The organism is Paracoccus sp. S1E-3 (assembly GCF_013868135.1).
GTDB lineage: Bacteria > Pseudomonadota > Alphaproteobacteria > Rhodobacterales > Rhodobacteraceae > Paracoccus.
This window is the reverse complement of the sequence record NZ_JACEMU010000016.1, coordinates 427843-443498: the sequence shown is the minus strand read 5'-3', so window position 1 is coordinate 443498 and position 15656 is coordinate 427843. Positions and strand designations below refer to the sequence as shown.

The following is a 15656-nucleotide window of genomic DNA, read 5'->3' as shown; positions in this document are numbered from 1 at the left end:
CAGGTCCATGCGGCAAAAGAGATGGACGGCCCCCACGGCGCGGATTAGCCTTTCCAGATGGGACCTCGGAGGCGTGGGGAATGGATTGGCTGACCGGAACGGCATGTGAGCAGGGTCGGGGGATCATGGCGGGGCTGGTCTCGCCCGTAGACCTGACCGAGGCCTATCTGGAGGCCGCTTTGCGTCACCCCGACCGCAATCTGATCTTCGCCCGCCTGACCCCCGACCGCGCGCGGGCCGAGGCGATTGCCGCCCATGACCGCGCCCGCGCCGGGCTGCGCCGGGGTCTGCTGGACGGGGTGTCGATCAGCTGGAAGGACAATGTCGACAGCGCCGGCATCCCGACCGAGGCCGGATCCGCCCTGCTGGCGGGCCGGACGCCCGACCGCGATGCGGCGGTGCTGGAAAACGCCACGGCGGCGGGGCTGGCCTGTCTGGGCAAGACCCACATGACGGAACTGGCCTTCAGCGGGCTGGGCGTGAACCCGATCACCGCCACCCCGCCGAATGCGCTCGATCCGGCGCTGGCGCCCGGCGGGTCCAGCTCCGGCTCGGCGGTGTCGGTGGCGCTGGGGCTGGCGGCGGCAACCATCGGGTCGGATACCGGCGGCTCCATCCGCCTGCCCGCCGCCTGGAACGGGCTGGTCGGCTTCAAGCCCACGCCCGGCGCGGTGCCGATGCGGGGGGTGGTGCCGCTTTGCGGGCGATTCGACGTGGCCGGACCCCTGGCCCGCAGCGTCGAGGACTGCGCCGAACTGCTGGCCGTGATCGCCGGCACCCGTGCGCCCGATCTGACCGGTGCCGCGCCCGCCGGGCTGCGCCTGCTGGTGCCGGACGGCCTTCCCTTCGAAGACGCGCGCGACGCCCCCGTCGCCGCCTTCGAGGAGGCCGTGAACCGGCTGGACCGGGCCGGCGCCCGCATCACCCGCGCCGCCCCTCCGGTCGTGGCCGAGGCGATGGCGCTGTCGCCGGCCCTGTTCGCGCCCGAGGCCTATGGCACCTGGAAGGATCATATCGAGGCCGACCCCGAGGCGATGTATCCGCCGATCCTTGCCCGATTCCGGGCCGGCGCCAGCGTTCCGGCGCCCGATTATGTCGACGCCTGGATCACCTTGGACCGGCTGCGCCAGGTCTGGGCCGAGACGGTGGCGGGCTTTGACGCGGTTATCCTGCCCACCTCGCCCATCCTGCCGCCGGATCGCGAACGGCTGCTGTCTGATCCCGATTTCTTCGCGGCCGAGAACATGCTGGCGCTGCGCAACACCCGCATCGGCAATGTGCTGGGCCTTCCGGCCGTGACGCTGCCGACCGGCCGGCCCGCCTGCGGGATCATGGCGATGGGGATAGCGGGCGCCGACCGGCACCTGCTGCGTGTCGCCCGCGCCATGGAAGCGGCGCTTTCGGCCTCAAGCTGACTGGACGCAAGGCCCTGCTTTCTGTAACCTTCCCTCATAACGGGGCGACACGACCCCGATTGAGAGGCAGTCATGGCAATACCCGAGCGGTTTTCGAACCTGCCGGAATACGCATTCCCGCGCCTGCGCGCGTTGCTGTCGGGCATCCAGCCCGGCGGCGATCCAATCGTCATGACCATTGGCGAGCCGCGTCACCCGGTCCCCGATTTCGTCGCCCCGATCATGGCGGCCAGCATTGCTGATTTCGGCAGATACCCCCCGAACGAGGGCACCCCCGCGCTGCTGGGCGCAATCTCCGACTGGATCGGCCGCCGCCACGGGCTTGAGGTCGCGCCCGACCGCATTACCAGCCTGAACGGCACCCGCGAGGGCCTGTTCAACGCCGCGCTCGCCCTGTGCCCGGAACAGAAGAACGGCGCCCGCCCGGCGATTCTGATCCCAAATCCGTTCTATCAGGTCTATGCCGTGGCCGCCGCCGCCGTGGGTGCCGATCCGGTCTTCGTGCCGGCGACGGCGGAAACCGGACACCTGCCCGATTATGCCGGGCTTGACGCCGCGACGCTGGACCGCACCGCGCTCGCCTATATCTGCTCGCCGGCCAACCCGCAGGGCTCGATCGCCGACGGGGATTATCTGGAACAGCTGATCGCGCTGGCGGACCGGCACGATTTCCTGATCTTCGCCGATGAATGCTATTCCGAGATCTATCGCGACGCCCCGCCGCCCGGCGCCCTGGCCGTGGCCACGCGCATGGGGCTGGCCGACCGGGTGGTGATGTTCAACTCGCTGTCGAAACGCTCGAACCTGCCCGGTCTGCGGTCAGGCTTCGCGGCCGGCAGCCGCGACAATATCGCCGCCCTGCGCCGTTTGCGCAGCTATTCCGGCGCGCCGCTGTCGCTGCCCGCGCAAGCCGTCAGCGCGGCGGCCTGGGCGGATGAAGGCCATGTGACCGAAAACCGCGCGCTGTATCTGCGCAAATACGCCATTGCCGACCGGGTGCTGGGAAATGTCCCCGGCTATCAGGGGCCTGCGGGCGGGTTTTTCCTGTGGCTGCCGGTTGACGATGGCGAAAAAGCCGCCACGATCCTGTGGCGCGATGCCGGCATTCAGGTGCTGCCGGGCGCCTATCTGTCGCGCGAGGTGGACGGCTTCAATCCGGGCCGGGACTATATCCGCGTGGCGTTGGTGGCCGGCGAAGACGAAACCGAGCAGGCGCTGAACCGCCTGCGGCAGACTATCTACTAGGGGGCAGGCGCATGGCCAGCTGGCAGGCGAAACAACGCGATCCGCTGTTTGACCAGAACACCCAGGCGGCGCTGGAACGGCGCGGCAAGGAACTGCTTGGGGCCGGGCTGGTGCTGCTGTCGGTGCTGCTGGCGGCGCTGCTATACAGCTGGTCGCCCGACGATCCCAGCTTTCTGGCCGCGACCGATCAGCCGCCGGTGAACCTGCTGGGCCGCTTCGGGGCCTATCTGGCCGCGCCCCTGATGATGATCGCGGGCTATGGTGCCTGGGGGCTGGTGTTGGGCGCCAGCGTCTGGGGCCTGCGCCTGATGCTGCACCGGGGCGAGGAGCGGGTGATGCGCGCCGTCTTCCTGCCCATCGCCGTGGCGCTGGGATCAGTCTATTGCGCGTCGCTGGTGCCGCCGGCCGGCTGGCAGGAAAGCTTCGGCCTTGGCGGCCATTTCGGCGACATGATGATGGGCGGGCTGATGACGCTGCTGCCCTTCGGTCCGGCAGCGTCGCTGAAGCTGGGCGCGCTGCTGATGGCCGCGGGGGCGATTGCGTTCTATGGCTTCGTGCTGGGCTTCGATCTGGCCGAGGGGCGCCGTCTGGGCCGCTGGCTTTGGGCCGGGCTGGTCACCGCCTATGATATTGCGCTGCGCCTGATGGGCCGCAGCGCACTGGGGGCCGTCGGCGCCGCGCAGGGGCTGAAGGCCCGCGCCGCCGAGCGCCGCGCCCATCGCGGGGAGGCGGCCGAACGGGCGGCCGAGGAGCCTGGCGCCCCGCGCCGGTTGTTCCGGCGTCGCCCGGCCGAGGATTGGGACCAGGATTCCGAACTGGTCGAGCCCGAAGCCCATGACGCGACCGCTCCCTCGGCCGACGAGGTCTCGGCCCGGATCAGCGATGTGATCACAAAACGCGGCGGCAGCTTGCTGGCTTCGGTCACGCAGCGGCTGAATGCCAATCATCAGGAATTCGAGCTTGGCCCGGAGGACGAGGACGAGCTGATCGAACCCGCCGATCCCCATCCTTTCGGGGCCGACACCGCGCGCGTGGTGGTCGCTCCGCCCAAGCCCGCCGCGCCCTCGCGTCAGGCCCGCGCCGAGGCGCAACCGGCGTTGCGCTTCGACGAAAACGTCAGCGATTACGAATGCCCGCCGCTGTCCCTGTTGACCGCCGCCGCGACCATCGAACGCCACCAACTGTCCAGCGAAGCCCTGGCCGAAAACGCCCGCATGCTGGAGGCGGTGCTGGACGATTACGGCGTCAAGGGCCAGATCACCGCGGTTCATCCCGGCCCGGTCGTGACGCTTTATGAACTGGAACCCGCGCCGGGCCTGAAGGCGTCCCGCGTGATCGGCCTGTCGGACGACATCGCGCGCTCGATGTCGGCGCTGTCGGCGCGTGTCTCGACCGTGCCGGGCCGCACCGTGATCGGGATCGAACTGCCGAACGCCCGCCGCGAAAAGGTGCTGCTGCGCGAGATCCTGTCGGCGAAATCTTATGGCGATGCCTCCTACCCACTGCCGCTCGCGCTCGGCAAGGATATCGGCGGCGGCCCGGTCGTGTCGAACCTTGCCAAGATGCCCCACCTGCTGATCGCGGGGACGACCGGCTCGGGCAAATCGGTGGCGATCAACACCATGATCCTGTCGCTGCTCTACAAGCTGACGCCCGAGGAATGCCGGCTCATCATGATCGACCCGAAGATGCTGGAACTGTCGGTCTATGACGGCATCCCGCATCTGCTGTCGCCGGTCGTGACCGACCCCAAGAAGGCCGTGGTGGCGCTGAAATGGGTCGTGGCCGAGATGGAGGAGCGTTATCGCAAGATGTCCAAGATGGGCGTCCGCAACATCGAGGGCTATAACGGCCGCGTCCGCGAGGCGCTCGCCCGGTCCGAGTTGTTCAAGCGCACCGTCCAGACCGGTTTTGACGAGGATACCGGCGAACCCGTCTTCGAGACCGAGGAATTCCAGCCCGAGACCTTCCCCTATATCGTGGTGATCGTCGACGAGATGGCCGACCTGATGATGGTCGCCGGCAAGGAAATCGAGGCCTGCATCCAGCGTCTCGCGCAGATGGCGCGGGCCTCGGGCATCCACCTGATCATGGCGACGCAGCGTCCCTCGGTCGATGTGATCACCGGCACCATCAAGGCGAACTTCCCGACCCGGATTTCCTTCCAGGTGACTTCGAAGATCGACAGCCGGACCATCCTGGGTGAACAGGGGGCCGAACAGCTGCTGGGTCAGGGCGACATGCTGTATATGGCCGGCGGCTCGCGCATCACCCGCGTCCACGGACCGTTCGTGTCGGATGAGGAAGTCGAGGAAGTCGTAAACCACCTGAAATCCTTCGGGCCGCCCAGCTACAAATCGGGCGTGGTCGACGGGCCGGAAGACGATGTGGCCTCCGACATCAATGCGGTGCTGGGGCTTGGCAATTCGGCCGATGGCGACGACGCGCTCTACGATCAGGCGGTGATGATCGTCGCCAAGGACCGCAAATGCTCGACCAGCTATATCCAGCGCAAGCTGGCCATCGGCTATAACAAGGCCGCCCGCATCGTCGAGATGATGGAGGAACAGGGCGTGGTCAGCAGCGCCAACCATGTCGGCAAACGCGAGGTGCTGGTGCCGGAGATCTAGGTCCCCGGCAATGGCATAAGCCACGGGAAATGCGACAGTCTTGTGATCACGTGCAGATCACAAAAGCGCAGGTCCAGAAGCAGGTGGCCCATTGGTTCTGGACAGAAGCGCCGATCAATCACAGGCTGAAATCCCGAGAATTAGCATAGGGAATGCCTGAGATGTTCAAAGCCAGATTCAACCGCCGCGGCGCCCTTGCCGTGGGCGCGCTGCCCTTGCTGCTGACCGTGCCGGCGGCGCGCATGGCGCAGGCGCAGGACGCCGCCCCCGCTGCCGCCTTCGCGGGGCGTGCCAATCAGATCCGCCTCGGGAGTTTCGAGGTGACGACCTTGCTGGGGGGCACCGGCGACATGCCGGACCCGATCCAGACCTTTGGCCTCAACGCCGATCCGGCCGAATTTGAACAGGTGAGCGCACAGAACTTCATCCCGAACGACCGCACCGGCAGCGGCTATACACCGACGCTGGTCAGAACGCCCGAAGCGCTTGTGCTGTTCGATGCCGGCGACAACGCGGCGAACATCGGCGCGTCCATGGCGGCGGTCGGGGTCATGCCCGAAGACATCACCCATGTCGTGCTGACCCATATGCATGGCGACCATGTCCGCGGTCTGATGGCGGACGGCGCGCCCGCCTATCCCAATGCGCAGCTGATCGTCCCCCGGCTGGAAAATGACTACTGGGCCGCCAACCCCGGCGATGCCTATACCGCGAATGTGGTGCCGCTGCTCGATGGGGCGCGCCAGACCGATGACGGCGAGGAGATCGTGCCCGGCATCACCGCCGAGGGCGCTTACGGCCACACCCCAGGCCATACCACCTATCTGCTGGACAGTGAGGGGCAGAAGCTGCTGATCACCGGGGACAGCTTCAGCCACTATGTCTATTCGGTCGAACGCCCGGACTGGCAGGTCCGCTTCGACATCGACAAGGTCAAGGGGGCCGAGGCGCGCGCCAAGGTTCTGGCCCGGCTGGCCGAAGAACGGCTGCCCTTCATCGGCTATCACATGCCTTTCCCGGCCCTCGGGTTCATCGCGCCGAATGGCGAAAATTCGTTTCGCTATGTCCCGGCGACCTATCAGTTCACCCGCTGACCGGCTCCGGTTGAAGCCGAAGCTTGGTCCGCCGGCGCAGATCGCGGCGGTGCATCCAGCCGGGGGCTTGACGCGGCAGGCGCCATCCCGCCTGACGCGCTGATGTCGCGCAGATGGGCGCCCGCACTTCTGGCGTCGCGCGGCGGTTTGGCCTAACCTTTCGTCCTGTCCAAACCGCAGCCGGGCGCCATGTCGATCTTCAACATCCACTACCTGAATTCGCGCAACAATCTCACCCGCGTCATACCCGAGCTTCGCGCCGCAGCCCGCGAGGCCGTCGCGGCGGCCGAGGAACATGCTGCGCTGCCCCGTTTCGACCTCGTAGTGCGTGACGGCAAGGATGTCATGACCGGCTGGGGCATCGGCGGCTGCGCACCGGCGCCGGGCCAGATCCAGATCACCCTCGACCCCGCCCGTTTCGCGCCCGAGCCCTTCATCCGCACCCTCGTCCACGAACTCCATCACCTGATCCGCTGGGACGGCCCCGGCTATGGCAAGACCTTGGGCGAGGCGCTTGTCAGCGAGGGCCTCGCCGGGCATTTCGTCCTGCAGGTGCTGGGCGGCAAGCCGGACCCATGGGACGCGGTCGCGCCCTCGGACGGGCTCACGCGGCGGGCGATGAACGAATGGGCGCGGCTGGCCTATGACCACGCCGAATGGTTCTTCGGCAAGGGGAAGGTCCGCCGCTGGTCGGGCTACGGTCTCGGCCACCGGCTGATCGCGGAATACCTGTCGCAGCACCCGGATGAGGACGCCGCAACTCTTGCGAATACGCCGGTCGACCGCTTCCGCGCCGCTATGCGCAAACTGGCCAACAGCGACGACACGTCCGACGACACGCCCGAAGACACCCCGGCACAGGACATCCCCGCCGAAGCGGCCGAGACGAAAAAAGAGGACTGATCCCGCAGCCCTCCTTCATTCTGGTCCAAATATCCCGGGGGTCCGGGGGCGGTGCCCCCGGCGGCGTCAACCCTTGCGCAGCTCGTCCCGGCCCAGGATTTCGGCGATCTGCACCGCGTTCAGCGCCGCACCCTTGCGCAGATTGTCCGACACCACCCACAGGTTCAGGCCGTTTTCCACCGTCGGATCCTGCCGGATGCGCGAGACGAAGGTGGCGAAATCGCCGACGCTTTCGACCGGCGTGACATAGCCGCCATCCTCGCGCTTGTCGATCACCAGGATCCCCGGCGCCTCGCGCAGGATGTCGCGGGCCTCGTCCTCGTCCAGAAAATCCTCGAATTCGACATTGACCGATTCGGCATCGCCGACGAAGACCGGCACCTGCACGCAGGTGGCGGAAATGCGGATCGCGGGGTCGAGGATCTTCTTCACCTCGGTCACCATCTGCCATTCGGCGCTGCTGGTCCCGTCCTCCATGAATGTGCCGATCTGAGGGATCACATTGAAGGCGATCTGGCGGGGGAAATGCTTCGGCTCGACCTCCTGACCGGGCACATACATGCCCTTGGTCTGGTTCCACAGTTCGTCCATCTGGGCGTTGTTCTCGCCCGAGACGGCCTGATAGGTCGACACCACCACCCGCCGAATCCGCGCCCGGTCATGCAGCGGCTTCAGGACCACCACCAGTTCGGCCGTTGCGCCATCGGGGCTGGCGATGATCATCTTCTCGCGATAGTTGGCGATGGCTTCGGCATTCACTTCGGGCACGATCAGCGGCACCATGGGGTCCAGCCGGAAGGCTTCGGACGTGTCGATCACCACGCAGCCCTGCGCGGCTGCGGCAGGCGCATGCTTGCGCGAGGTTTCGGCGTTGGTCGCAAACAGCGCGATGTCAAAGCCCGAGAAATCGAAGCTGTCGATATTGCGGGTCTTCAGCGTGCGTTCGCCAAAGCTGACTTCCGTGCCCAGCGAATTGCGCCCGGCAAGCGCCACGACCTCGTCGGCGGGAAACTCGCGCTCGGCGAGGATGTTCAGGATTTCGCGGCCCACATTGCTCGTGGCCCCGGCGACGGCGATTCGATAGCCCATCAGGAGACTCCGTTGCTGAATTGCCGATATAGGTCCGCGACTTGGCTTTCGAAAGTGCGAATGCGCAGGTCACGCCCCGAGATAACGCGCGCGCACCGCCTGCGCATCGGCGAAATCGTCCGGGCTGCCGGTCCAGACCGTCGCCCCGCGCGAGATCAGCGTCACCCGATCCGCCAGCGCCAGGGCGAAGCGGGTGTTCTGTTCGACCAGCAGGATCGCCAGCCCCGCCGCCTTCAGCGATGCCAGCGCCGTCTGCAGGGTTGCGACCATCGGCGCGGCCAGCCCCTCGGTCGGTTCGTCCAGCAACAGCAGACGCGGCGAGGTCATCAGCGCGCGCCCGATCGCCAGCATCTGCTGCTCTCCCCCTGACAGCATCCCGGCCGGGGTCGCCAGCCGGGGCGACAGGTTCGGGAACAGCGCCGCCACCCGCCCGATGGTCCAGTCGCCCCGCCCGATGCGCCCGGCGAGGGTAAGGTTCTCGCGGACGGTCAGGCTGGCGAAGATGTCACGCGTCTCGGGGACCAGGGCGATGCCGGCGCGGGCGACACGCGGGGTCGGCCAATGGGTGATGTCCTGCCCGTCCCAGCTGATGCGGCCCTGTGCGGCGGGCAGAAGCCCCATGATTCGCGCCAGAAGCGCCGACTTCCCGGCGCCGTTGCGGCCCAGCAGGGCGTGGACCTGCGCGGGCTCGACCCGCAGGGACAGGCCGTGCAGCGCCTGCACCTTGCCGTAAAAAGCGGTCAGATGTTGGATCTCAAACGTCATAGGTCGCTTTCAGTGCAGGCCGGGCGGCCTCGGGCGCGCCGTCGAAGACGATGCGGCCGCGATCCATGATGGCGATGCGGTCGGCGATGGCGAAGGCCAGATCGAGGTCGTGTTCGATCACCACCAGCGTCAGGTCGCGGGGCAGAGCTGCGATCAGCGCGTGCAGATCGACCGCCCCGCCGGGACCGATGCCGGATGCCGGTTCGTCCAGAAGCAACAGGCGCGGATTGCCCGCCAGCGCCAGCGCCAGATCCAGCCGCCGGGCGGTTCCGTAATCGACCTTCGCCACCGGGCGGTCCAGATCCGTCAGTCCGGCGCGGGCCGCCAGCTGTTCCATCGCCGCCGCATCGCCGTCGCAGGCCAGCGACAGGTTCTCGCGCAGGGTCATGCCGGTGAACAGGCTGGTCTGCTGAAAGCCGCGGCCGATGCCGGCGCGGGCGCGGGACGGGACGGTATCGCGGGTGATGTCGCGGCGATGCAGCCAGATATTGCCCTGCTGGGGGCGCAGCTCGCCCGCGATCAGCCGCAGAAGCGAGGTCTTGCCGGCCCCGTTCGGCCCCAGAATGACCAGTCTTTCGCCCGGTGCCACCCGCAGCGACAGATCGCGGATGACGCTGATCCCACCAAAGCCCAGGGACAGGCCCGAGAGTTCAAGCATCGCGGCGCCCCTCCAGCAGGCCGGACAGACCGCGCTCGCCCGCCAGCACGACCACGATCAGCAGCGCGCCGATGGCCAGATGCCAGTGATCGGTCCAATCCGCCGCCCAGTATTTCAGCAAGACGAAGCCCGCAGCCCCGATCACCGCCCCGCTCAGCGACCCGATGCCGCCGAGGATCAGCACCACCAGCACCTCGCCCGAGGCGGTCCAGACCATCAGCTCGGGCGAAACGAACTGCATATGCTGCGCCGCCAGCACCCCCGCCGCACCCGCAATCATCGAGGAGATCGCAAAGCCCTGCGCGCGGATGCGTTCGGGCGCGATCCCCAGTGCGGCGGCGCGGTCCGGGTTGTCGTGGACGGCCTCAAACCGCTGGCCAAAGCGGCTGCGCAGCACCGCCACGCAGACCGCCAGACAGCCGGCCGCCAGCACCAGCGCGTAAAGCGCGAAGACCAGCGGATCGCCGCTGTCCAGGAAGGGCAGGGGCGGTCGCGCGATGCCCCCCAGCCCGTTATCGCCGCCAAGCGCGTCGGCGCGGAAAGTCAGCGCCCAGATCATCTGCCCGAAAGCCAGCGTGGCCATCAGGAAGAAGACCCCCGTCAGCCGCGCCGAAACCGCCCCGATCGCCGTGCCGGTCAGGGTGGCGGCAGCCATGCCCACGAGCGCCGCAGGCCAGGGCGGCAGTCCCGCCTGATTGGCAAGGGCATAGCCGTAAGCCCCCACGCCCATGATCGCCCCATGCGCCAGCGAGACCATGCCGCCAAATCCCGCCACCAGATCCAGCGCCAGCGCGAGAATGGCGAGGACTGCGATCTCGGCCACCATCTCGCGCGCCAGATAGCCGCCGAAGCTGGCCCATCCGGCGAGTGCCGCCAGCACCAGCGCTGCGATGGCGGCGCGGATCGGGGTCAGCCGGAACATCAGCGACGCGCTTTCACGGCCAGCAGCCCCTGCGGCCGCCAGATCAGGGTTGCAGCCAGTGCGGCATAGATGAGCACCGCGCTGGCATCGGGCCATAGAGCGGCCCCGAAGACCTCGATCCCCGCCACGATCAGCGCCCCGAGGATCGCGCCGGTGATGCTGCCCATGCCGCCGATCACGGTCACGATCAGCGCCGGAATCAGGGCGCTGATCGCCATCCCCGGATTGGCCGAATAGAGCGGGGCCGCCACCGCCCCGCCCAGGCCCGCCAGCGCCGCGCCAAGGGCGAAGGTGGCGAGAAACAGCGCCTCGGTCCGGATGCCGATGGCACGGGCCATGCCCCGGTTTTCGACCGAGGCGCGCAGCATCGCGCCGAGGGTGCTGCGATGGACGCCCATCCACAGGCCCGCGCCGACCACCAGCCCCAGCAGAATGACGAACAGCCGATAGATTGGGTAATCGACCCCCAGCACCGCAGCCGAGCCGGACAGGAGCGCTGGCCTGTCCAGCGTCAGCGCCACGTCGCCCCACAGGATGCGGACGACCTCGACCGCGATGAAGACCAGCCCGAAGCTGGCCAGCACCTGCTGCATCGGCCCGCGCAGCCGGGCCAGCAGGCCCAGATACAGCGCCGCCCCCAGCAGACCCACGGCCAGCGGTGCGGCCAGCAGAGCCGCCCAGAACCCGGCCTTGGCGGCCACTGCGATGCCGATATAGGCACCCAGCATATACAACGCGCCATGGGCAAGGTTGGCAAAGCCCATCAGCCCCATGCTCACCGAAAGCCCGGAGGAGATCAGCAGCAGCAGTGCCGCCTGTTGCAGCGTGTTCAGCACCTGAAGCGTCCAGAAACCTGTCACTCGGGCATCACGCAGCCGTTCGGGGCGTCGCGCACCTGTTCGCGGGTATCCAGCAGCCGATAGCTCATCCCGGCATCGGTTTTGACGGTCTCGAAGACATAGACGTTCTGGACGATGTTGTTGGTGGCCGGGTCGATCTGCAACGGCCCGCGCGGGCCGGTATAGGCAACCTTGGGCAGCGCCGCGGCAATGGCCGCGCGCCCCGTCGCGCCGGTGTCGAGCGCGCCCAGCAGCAACCGGCCCGCATCATAGCCCGCCACCACGTATTCCGAGGGCATGTCGTCCCCATGCGCGGTCTTGTAGGCGTCGACGAAGGCAGTGTTTTCCGGCGTGTCCAGCATCGGCAGATAGTGCAGCGCGCCGATCACCCCCTCGGCGGCCTCGCCCTGGCTGCGCAGGTAAAGCGGCGCGGTCAGGAAGCCCACGGAATAAAGCGGCATCGAATCGCGCAGTCCGAAACTGTCATATTGCCTGACGAAGCTGACCGCATCCGCCCCGCCGTAGAAGACATAAAGCGCCTGCGCCCCCGAAGCCCGCGCCTTGGCCAGGTAGGGGCCGAAATCCTCGGTCTTGCCGAAGGGGGTGAACTCGCCCCCCAGCACCTTGCCGCCACCGGCCTCGAAGGCGGTGGTGAAGGCACCGATCATCTGCTGGCCGGCGGCGTAATCAGGCGCGAGCGTGTAGACCGACCTGATCCCCTGCTCGGCCATCCATTCGCCCATCGGACGGTTCAATTGGCTGTTGGAGAAGCTGATGCGGGTGATGAAGGGCGAGCAATCGGCGCCGGTCGCCTCGTCATTGCCGGCATTGGCGACGATCAGGGGCACGCCCGCGCTGTCGACCACGTCGCGCACCGCCGCCAGCACCGCCGAGGATACGACGCCGACCAGCACATCGGCCTGATCCTGCATGATCAGCTTGCGGGCGGCGGTCAGGCCGGTCTGGGGCTTGGCTTCGGTGTCCTGCGCGATCACGGTGATGTCGTCGCGACCCGCCTCCGCCAGCGCCATGCGGAACCCATCCGCGATATCTTGACCGAGTGCTGCGTAATTGCCCGAGGCCGGCAGCAGCAGGCCGACAGTGGTGTCAGCCGTGGCCGGAGCCGCGAGCGTGGCCAGAAGACAGGCGGCGAGGGTGGATTTCATCGAGCGCTCCCCAATCGGTGACGCAGCGGGCTATACGCGCTCCCGGTGATTTTTTCCACCCTTTTCATAGGTTTTTACCAATTGGCGGGTCGGGGTCGGGCTGGGCGCGCGCTGCCCGATCAGAAGGGCGCTGGATGGCGGGCTGGGCCAGCAGCCAGCGGGCGGTCGCCTCGTCGCAGATCAGCCCGTTGATCAGGCCGCCACGCAACGCGCCAATGATCGGGGCGTGCTTGGCGGGGCCGTGGCAGACCGCGACCACCAGCGCCCGGTCGGTTGCGGGCAGCCGCGCCGAGGCCACCCGCCCGTCCAGCGACAAAAGCCGGCCCTCGCGGTCGAAGGGCCGCCCCAGAATTTCGCCCACACCGCCACGGGCGGTCAGGGCGTCGATCTCTTCCTGCGTCAGGAAGCGGTCGACGCGCAGGGGGGCATCGGGTCCCAGATCGCCCAGGCCGATGATGGCGGCATCCGCCTCCTCGGCCATCTTCATGACGCGGCTGATGCCGGGCTGGCGGTGCAACGCCTGACGCTCCTCGGACGAGGCGGCGATGACCGGCACCATCAACGGATAGCTGCTGGCCGTGACCAGTTCCGACAGCGTGAACAGAACATTGTAATAGGCGGCAGAGCCATCGATGGCGATGTTCCCGGTCAGCGAGACGATGCGGTGCTGCGGGCAGTCGAGGTGCCGCATCTGCGCGACCGCCGAGCGCAGCATCCGGCCGGTGCCGATGGCCAGCGTCGTCGGCTCCGGTCGCGACAGCCGTGCCTCGATCAGATCGGCCGCCTGCATGGCGACGCCGACGCGGCCGCCCGCATCGGGGGTGACCGCCGCCAGCCGCAGGGCGTAGCGGTCCTGCAGTTGCCGGCCCAGATCCAGACATTCGGACAGCGGGTGATCGATTCGCACCTTCACCACGCCCGCCGCCATCGCCTGCGCCACCAGCCGTTGCGCGGTCTGGCGCGACACCCCCATTTCGCGGGCGATCTCGTCCTGGGTCAAGCCGCCGACCCAGGACAGCCACGCCGCGCGAACGGCCTGATCCAGCTTGTCTTTTTCCCGGCTCATCCGCGTCCCCGCTTGCTATGGTGGCGGCGAGCCACTGAGGTAAGAGATTCGATTTGACAAGCCTAACCGATATTGCGAGCGTTTGCCCATGGTGCGGGCAATTGCCGCATTTGGGGAGGCTACTGCCATGTTCCGTGCGACGCATCCGTCAGCGCACCGGTGCCGTTGTGGCGCGCGCGGTGTCACCTCATCCCGCCGCGCCGTCGGGCACGGCGTCTGCAACTGGAAAAGCAGCACATGAAACTGAACAACGCCAATCTCTCCGCGCTGCCGGTTGCGGTGCCGGGCTATGACCGCGACGCCCTGACCGCCGGGATCGTCCATTTCGGGCTGGGGAATTTTCACCGCGCCCATCAGGCCGTCTATCTGGACCGGCTGATGAACACCGGCGAGGGACTGAATTTCGCCATCGTGGGGGCGGGCGTGATGCCTGCGGACGCGAAGGCGCGCGAGGTTCTGGCCGGGCAGGATTTCCTGTATACCGTGGTCGAACAGTCGGCGGAGGCCTCGGATCCGCGCGTGGTGGGGGCGATGATCGACTATCTCGCGCCCGGCAATCCGGCGGCGGTGATCGCCCAGCTGGCCAGTCCCGCGACCAAGATCGCCAGCCTGACCATCACCGAGGGCGGCTATTTCATCGATGCTGCCACCGGGCATTTCGACAGGACGCATCCGGCCATCGTGGCCGACGGAGCCAACCCGGCCGAACCGAAGACCGTCTTCGGCCTTCTGGTCGCGGGCCTGAAGGCGCGCCGTGCGACGGGGGTGGATCCATTCACCGTCATGTGCTGCGACAACATTCCCCATAACGGGGTCATCACCCGCGAAGCCGTGGTGGAAACCGCGCGCCTGTCTGACCCCGAACTGGCCGAGTGGATCGCCGCCAATGTGGCCTTCCCCAATGGCATGGTCGACCGCATCACCCCCGCCACCAGCGATCGCGAGCGCGCCATGATCCGCGAGATGGGCGTGGACGATGACAGCCCGGTCTTCTGCGAAGACTTCATCCAATGGGTGCTGGAGGACAATTTTCCGGCCGGGCGCCCGGCGCTGGAAAGGGTGGGCGTCGAATTCGTCGCCGACGTGACCCCGTGGGAGCTGATGAAGATCCGCATCCTCAATGGCGGGCATGCGATCATCGCCTATCCGTCCGGGCTGATGGACATCCACTTCGTCCATGAGGCGATGGAAAACGACCTGGTCCGCGCCTTCCTGCGCAAGGTCGAAAATGACGAGGTGATCCCCTCGGTTCCGCCGGTGCCGAAGACCGACCTGCACGCCTATTTCGCCAAGGTCGAGGAACGCTGCGCCAATCCCAAGATCGGCGACACCATCCGGCGGCTGTGCCTCGACGGCTCGAACCGGCAGCCGAAGTTCATCATCCCGACCATCGCCGATCGCCTGGCAGCCGGGGAACAGGTCGAGGGGCTGGCGCTGGAATCGGCGCTGTGGTGCCGCTACTGCGCAGGGACCACCGATTCCGGTGCGGTGATCGAACCCAACGACCCGAACTGGGACCACCTGAACACGGTGGCGCTGGAGGCGCGGGAAAACCCCGGCGCCTGGCTGGCCATGACAGAAATCTATGGCGACACCGGGCGCGATCCGCAATTCGCCGAGGCCTTTGGCCGCTGGTTGACGGCGCTGTGGAACGACGGCACGGCGGCGACGCTGCGCCGCTATCTGGACGGCTGACGGTGCCTGCGACCTCGCCCTTTGTCCTGTCGGTGGCAAACCGGGCGCCCCCGGCGGCCAGGCTGCGGGCGGGCGCGAGAACGGGCAATTTTCGCCGATGCTGTCGTTGCTAACATCGCGAAATTCTCCGAAGCTCTGATGCGGCTGATGGCTTCGATCTGAAACCGGG

Annotated in this window: 13 protein-coding genes; 6 read left to right on the top strand and 7 right to left on the bottom strand. The window is 67.6% G+C overall.

Annotated elements, in window-relative coordinates:
- The first annotated feature begins 80 nt into the window (after positions 1-80).
- The 5 genes from H1S04_RS16705 to H1S04_RS16685 all read left to right on the top strand — a co-directional run bounded on the left by H1S04_RS16705 (position 81) and on the right by H1S04_RS16685 (position 7287).
- The gene (locus tag H1S04_RS16705; protein WP_181746644.1) at positions 81-1415 is read left to right on the top strand and encodes an amidase; all 1335 of its coding nucleotides are present in this window, start codon (positions 81-83) and stop codon (positions 1413-1415) included.
- A 72-nt stretch (positions 1416-1487) separates the two neighbouring features.
- Positions 1488-2660 carry an aminotransferase class I/II-fold pyridoxal phosphate-dependent enzyme gene (locus H1S04_RS16700; RefSeq protein WP_181746643.1) on the top strand — a complete coding sequence of 391 codons (1173 nt, stop codon included), beginning with the start codon at positions 1488-1490 and terminating at the stop codon, positions 2658-2660.
- An 11-nt stretch (positions 2661-2671) separates the two neighbouring features.
- Positions 2672-5290, top strand: coding sequence for a DNA translocase FtsK (locus tag H1S04_RS16695; RefSeq protein ID WP_181746642.1), 2619 nt, complete (start codon positions 2672-2674; stop codon positions 5288-5290).
- A 161-nt stretch (positions 5291-5451) separates the two neighbouring features.
- Complete coding sequence (locus H1S04_RS16690; RefSeq protein ID WP_181746641.1) at positions 5452-6384, top strand: MBL fold metallo-hydrolase; 933 nt, start codon at positions 5452-5454, stop codon at positions 6382-6384.
- 189 nt (positions 6385-6573) lie between these two features.
- A complete protein-coding gene (locus H1S04_RS16685) occupies positions 6574-7287 on the top strand; it encodes a DUF2268 domain-containing putative Zn-dependent protease (RefSeq protein ID WP_181746640.1) in 714 nt (237 codons plus the stop codon).
- 66 nt (positions 7288-7353) lie between these two features.
- On the opposite strand, the gene H1S04_RS16680 is transcribed toward H1S04_RS16685, so the two are convergent.
- From H1S04_RS16680 to H1S04_RS16650, 7 genes are all read right to left on the bottom strand, one after another.
- Positions 7354-8376 (bottom strand): aspartate-semialdehyde dehydrogenase, encoded by a 1023-nt coding sequence (locus H1S04_RS16680; RefSeq protein ID WP_181746639.1) that lies wholly within the window; start codon positions 8374-8376, stop codon positions 7354-7356.
- 69 nt (positions 8377-8445) lie between these two features.
- On the bottom strand, positions 8446-9141 hold the full coding sequence (locus tag H1S04_RS16675; RefSeq protein WP_181746638.1) for an ABC transporter ATP-binding protein: 696 nt from the start codon (positions 9139-9141) through the stop codon (positions 8446-8448).
- Positions 9131-9799: an ABC transporter ATP-binding protein gene (locus H1S04_RS16670; protein ID WP_181746637.1), complete on the bottom strand. Its 669-nt coding sequence runs from the start codon at positions 9797-9799 to the stop codon at positions 9131-9133. Before H1S04_RS16670 ends, H1S04_RS16675 begins: the two co-directional genes overlap by 11 nt.
- Entirely contained in the window at positions 9792-10721 is a 930-nt protein-coding gene (locus H1S04_RS16665; protein ID WP_181746636.1) for a branched-chain amino acid ABC transporter permease, read from the bottom strand. Before H1S04_RS16665 ends, H1S04_RS16670 begins: the two co-directional genes overlap by 8 nt.
- Positions 10721-11581, bottom strand: coding sequence for a branched-chain amino acid ABC transporter permease (locus tag H1S04_RS16660; RefSeq protein WP_181746635.1), 861 nt, complete (start codon positions 11579-11581; stop codon positions 10721-10723). Before H1S04_RS16660 ends, H1S04_RS16665 begins: the two co-directional genes overlap by 1 nt.
- Positions 11578-12726, bottom strand: coding sequence for an ABC transporter substrate-binding protein (locus H1S04_RS16655; RefSeq protein ID WP_181746634.1), 1149 nt, complete (start codon positions 12724-12726; stop codon positions 11578-11580). The genes H1S04_RS16660 and H1S04_RS16655 overlap by 4 nt, the downstream gene beginning before the upstream one ends.
- 64 nt (positions 12727-12790) lie before the next feature.
- Complete coding sequence (locus H1S04_RS16650; protein WP_181746633.1) at positions 12791-13792, bottom strand: sugar-binding transcriptional regulator; 1002 nt, start codon at positions 13790-13792, stop codon at positions 12791-12793.
- A 237-nt stretch (positions 13793-14029) separates the two neighbouring features.
- Between H1S04_RS16650 and H1S04_RS16645 the strand changes: the two genes are divergently transcribed.
- Positions 14030-15487 carry a mannitol dehydrogenase family protein gene (locus tag H1S04_RS16645; RefSeq protein WP_181746632.1) on the top strand — a complete coding sequence of 486 codons (1458 nt, stop codon included), beginning with the start codon at positions 14030-14032 and terminating at the stop codon, positions 15485-15487.
- Positions 15488-15656 lie beyond the last annotated feature (169 nt).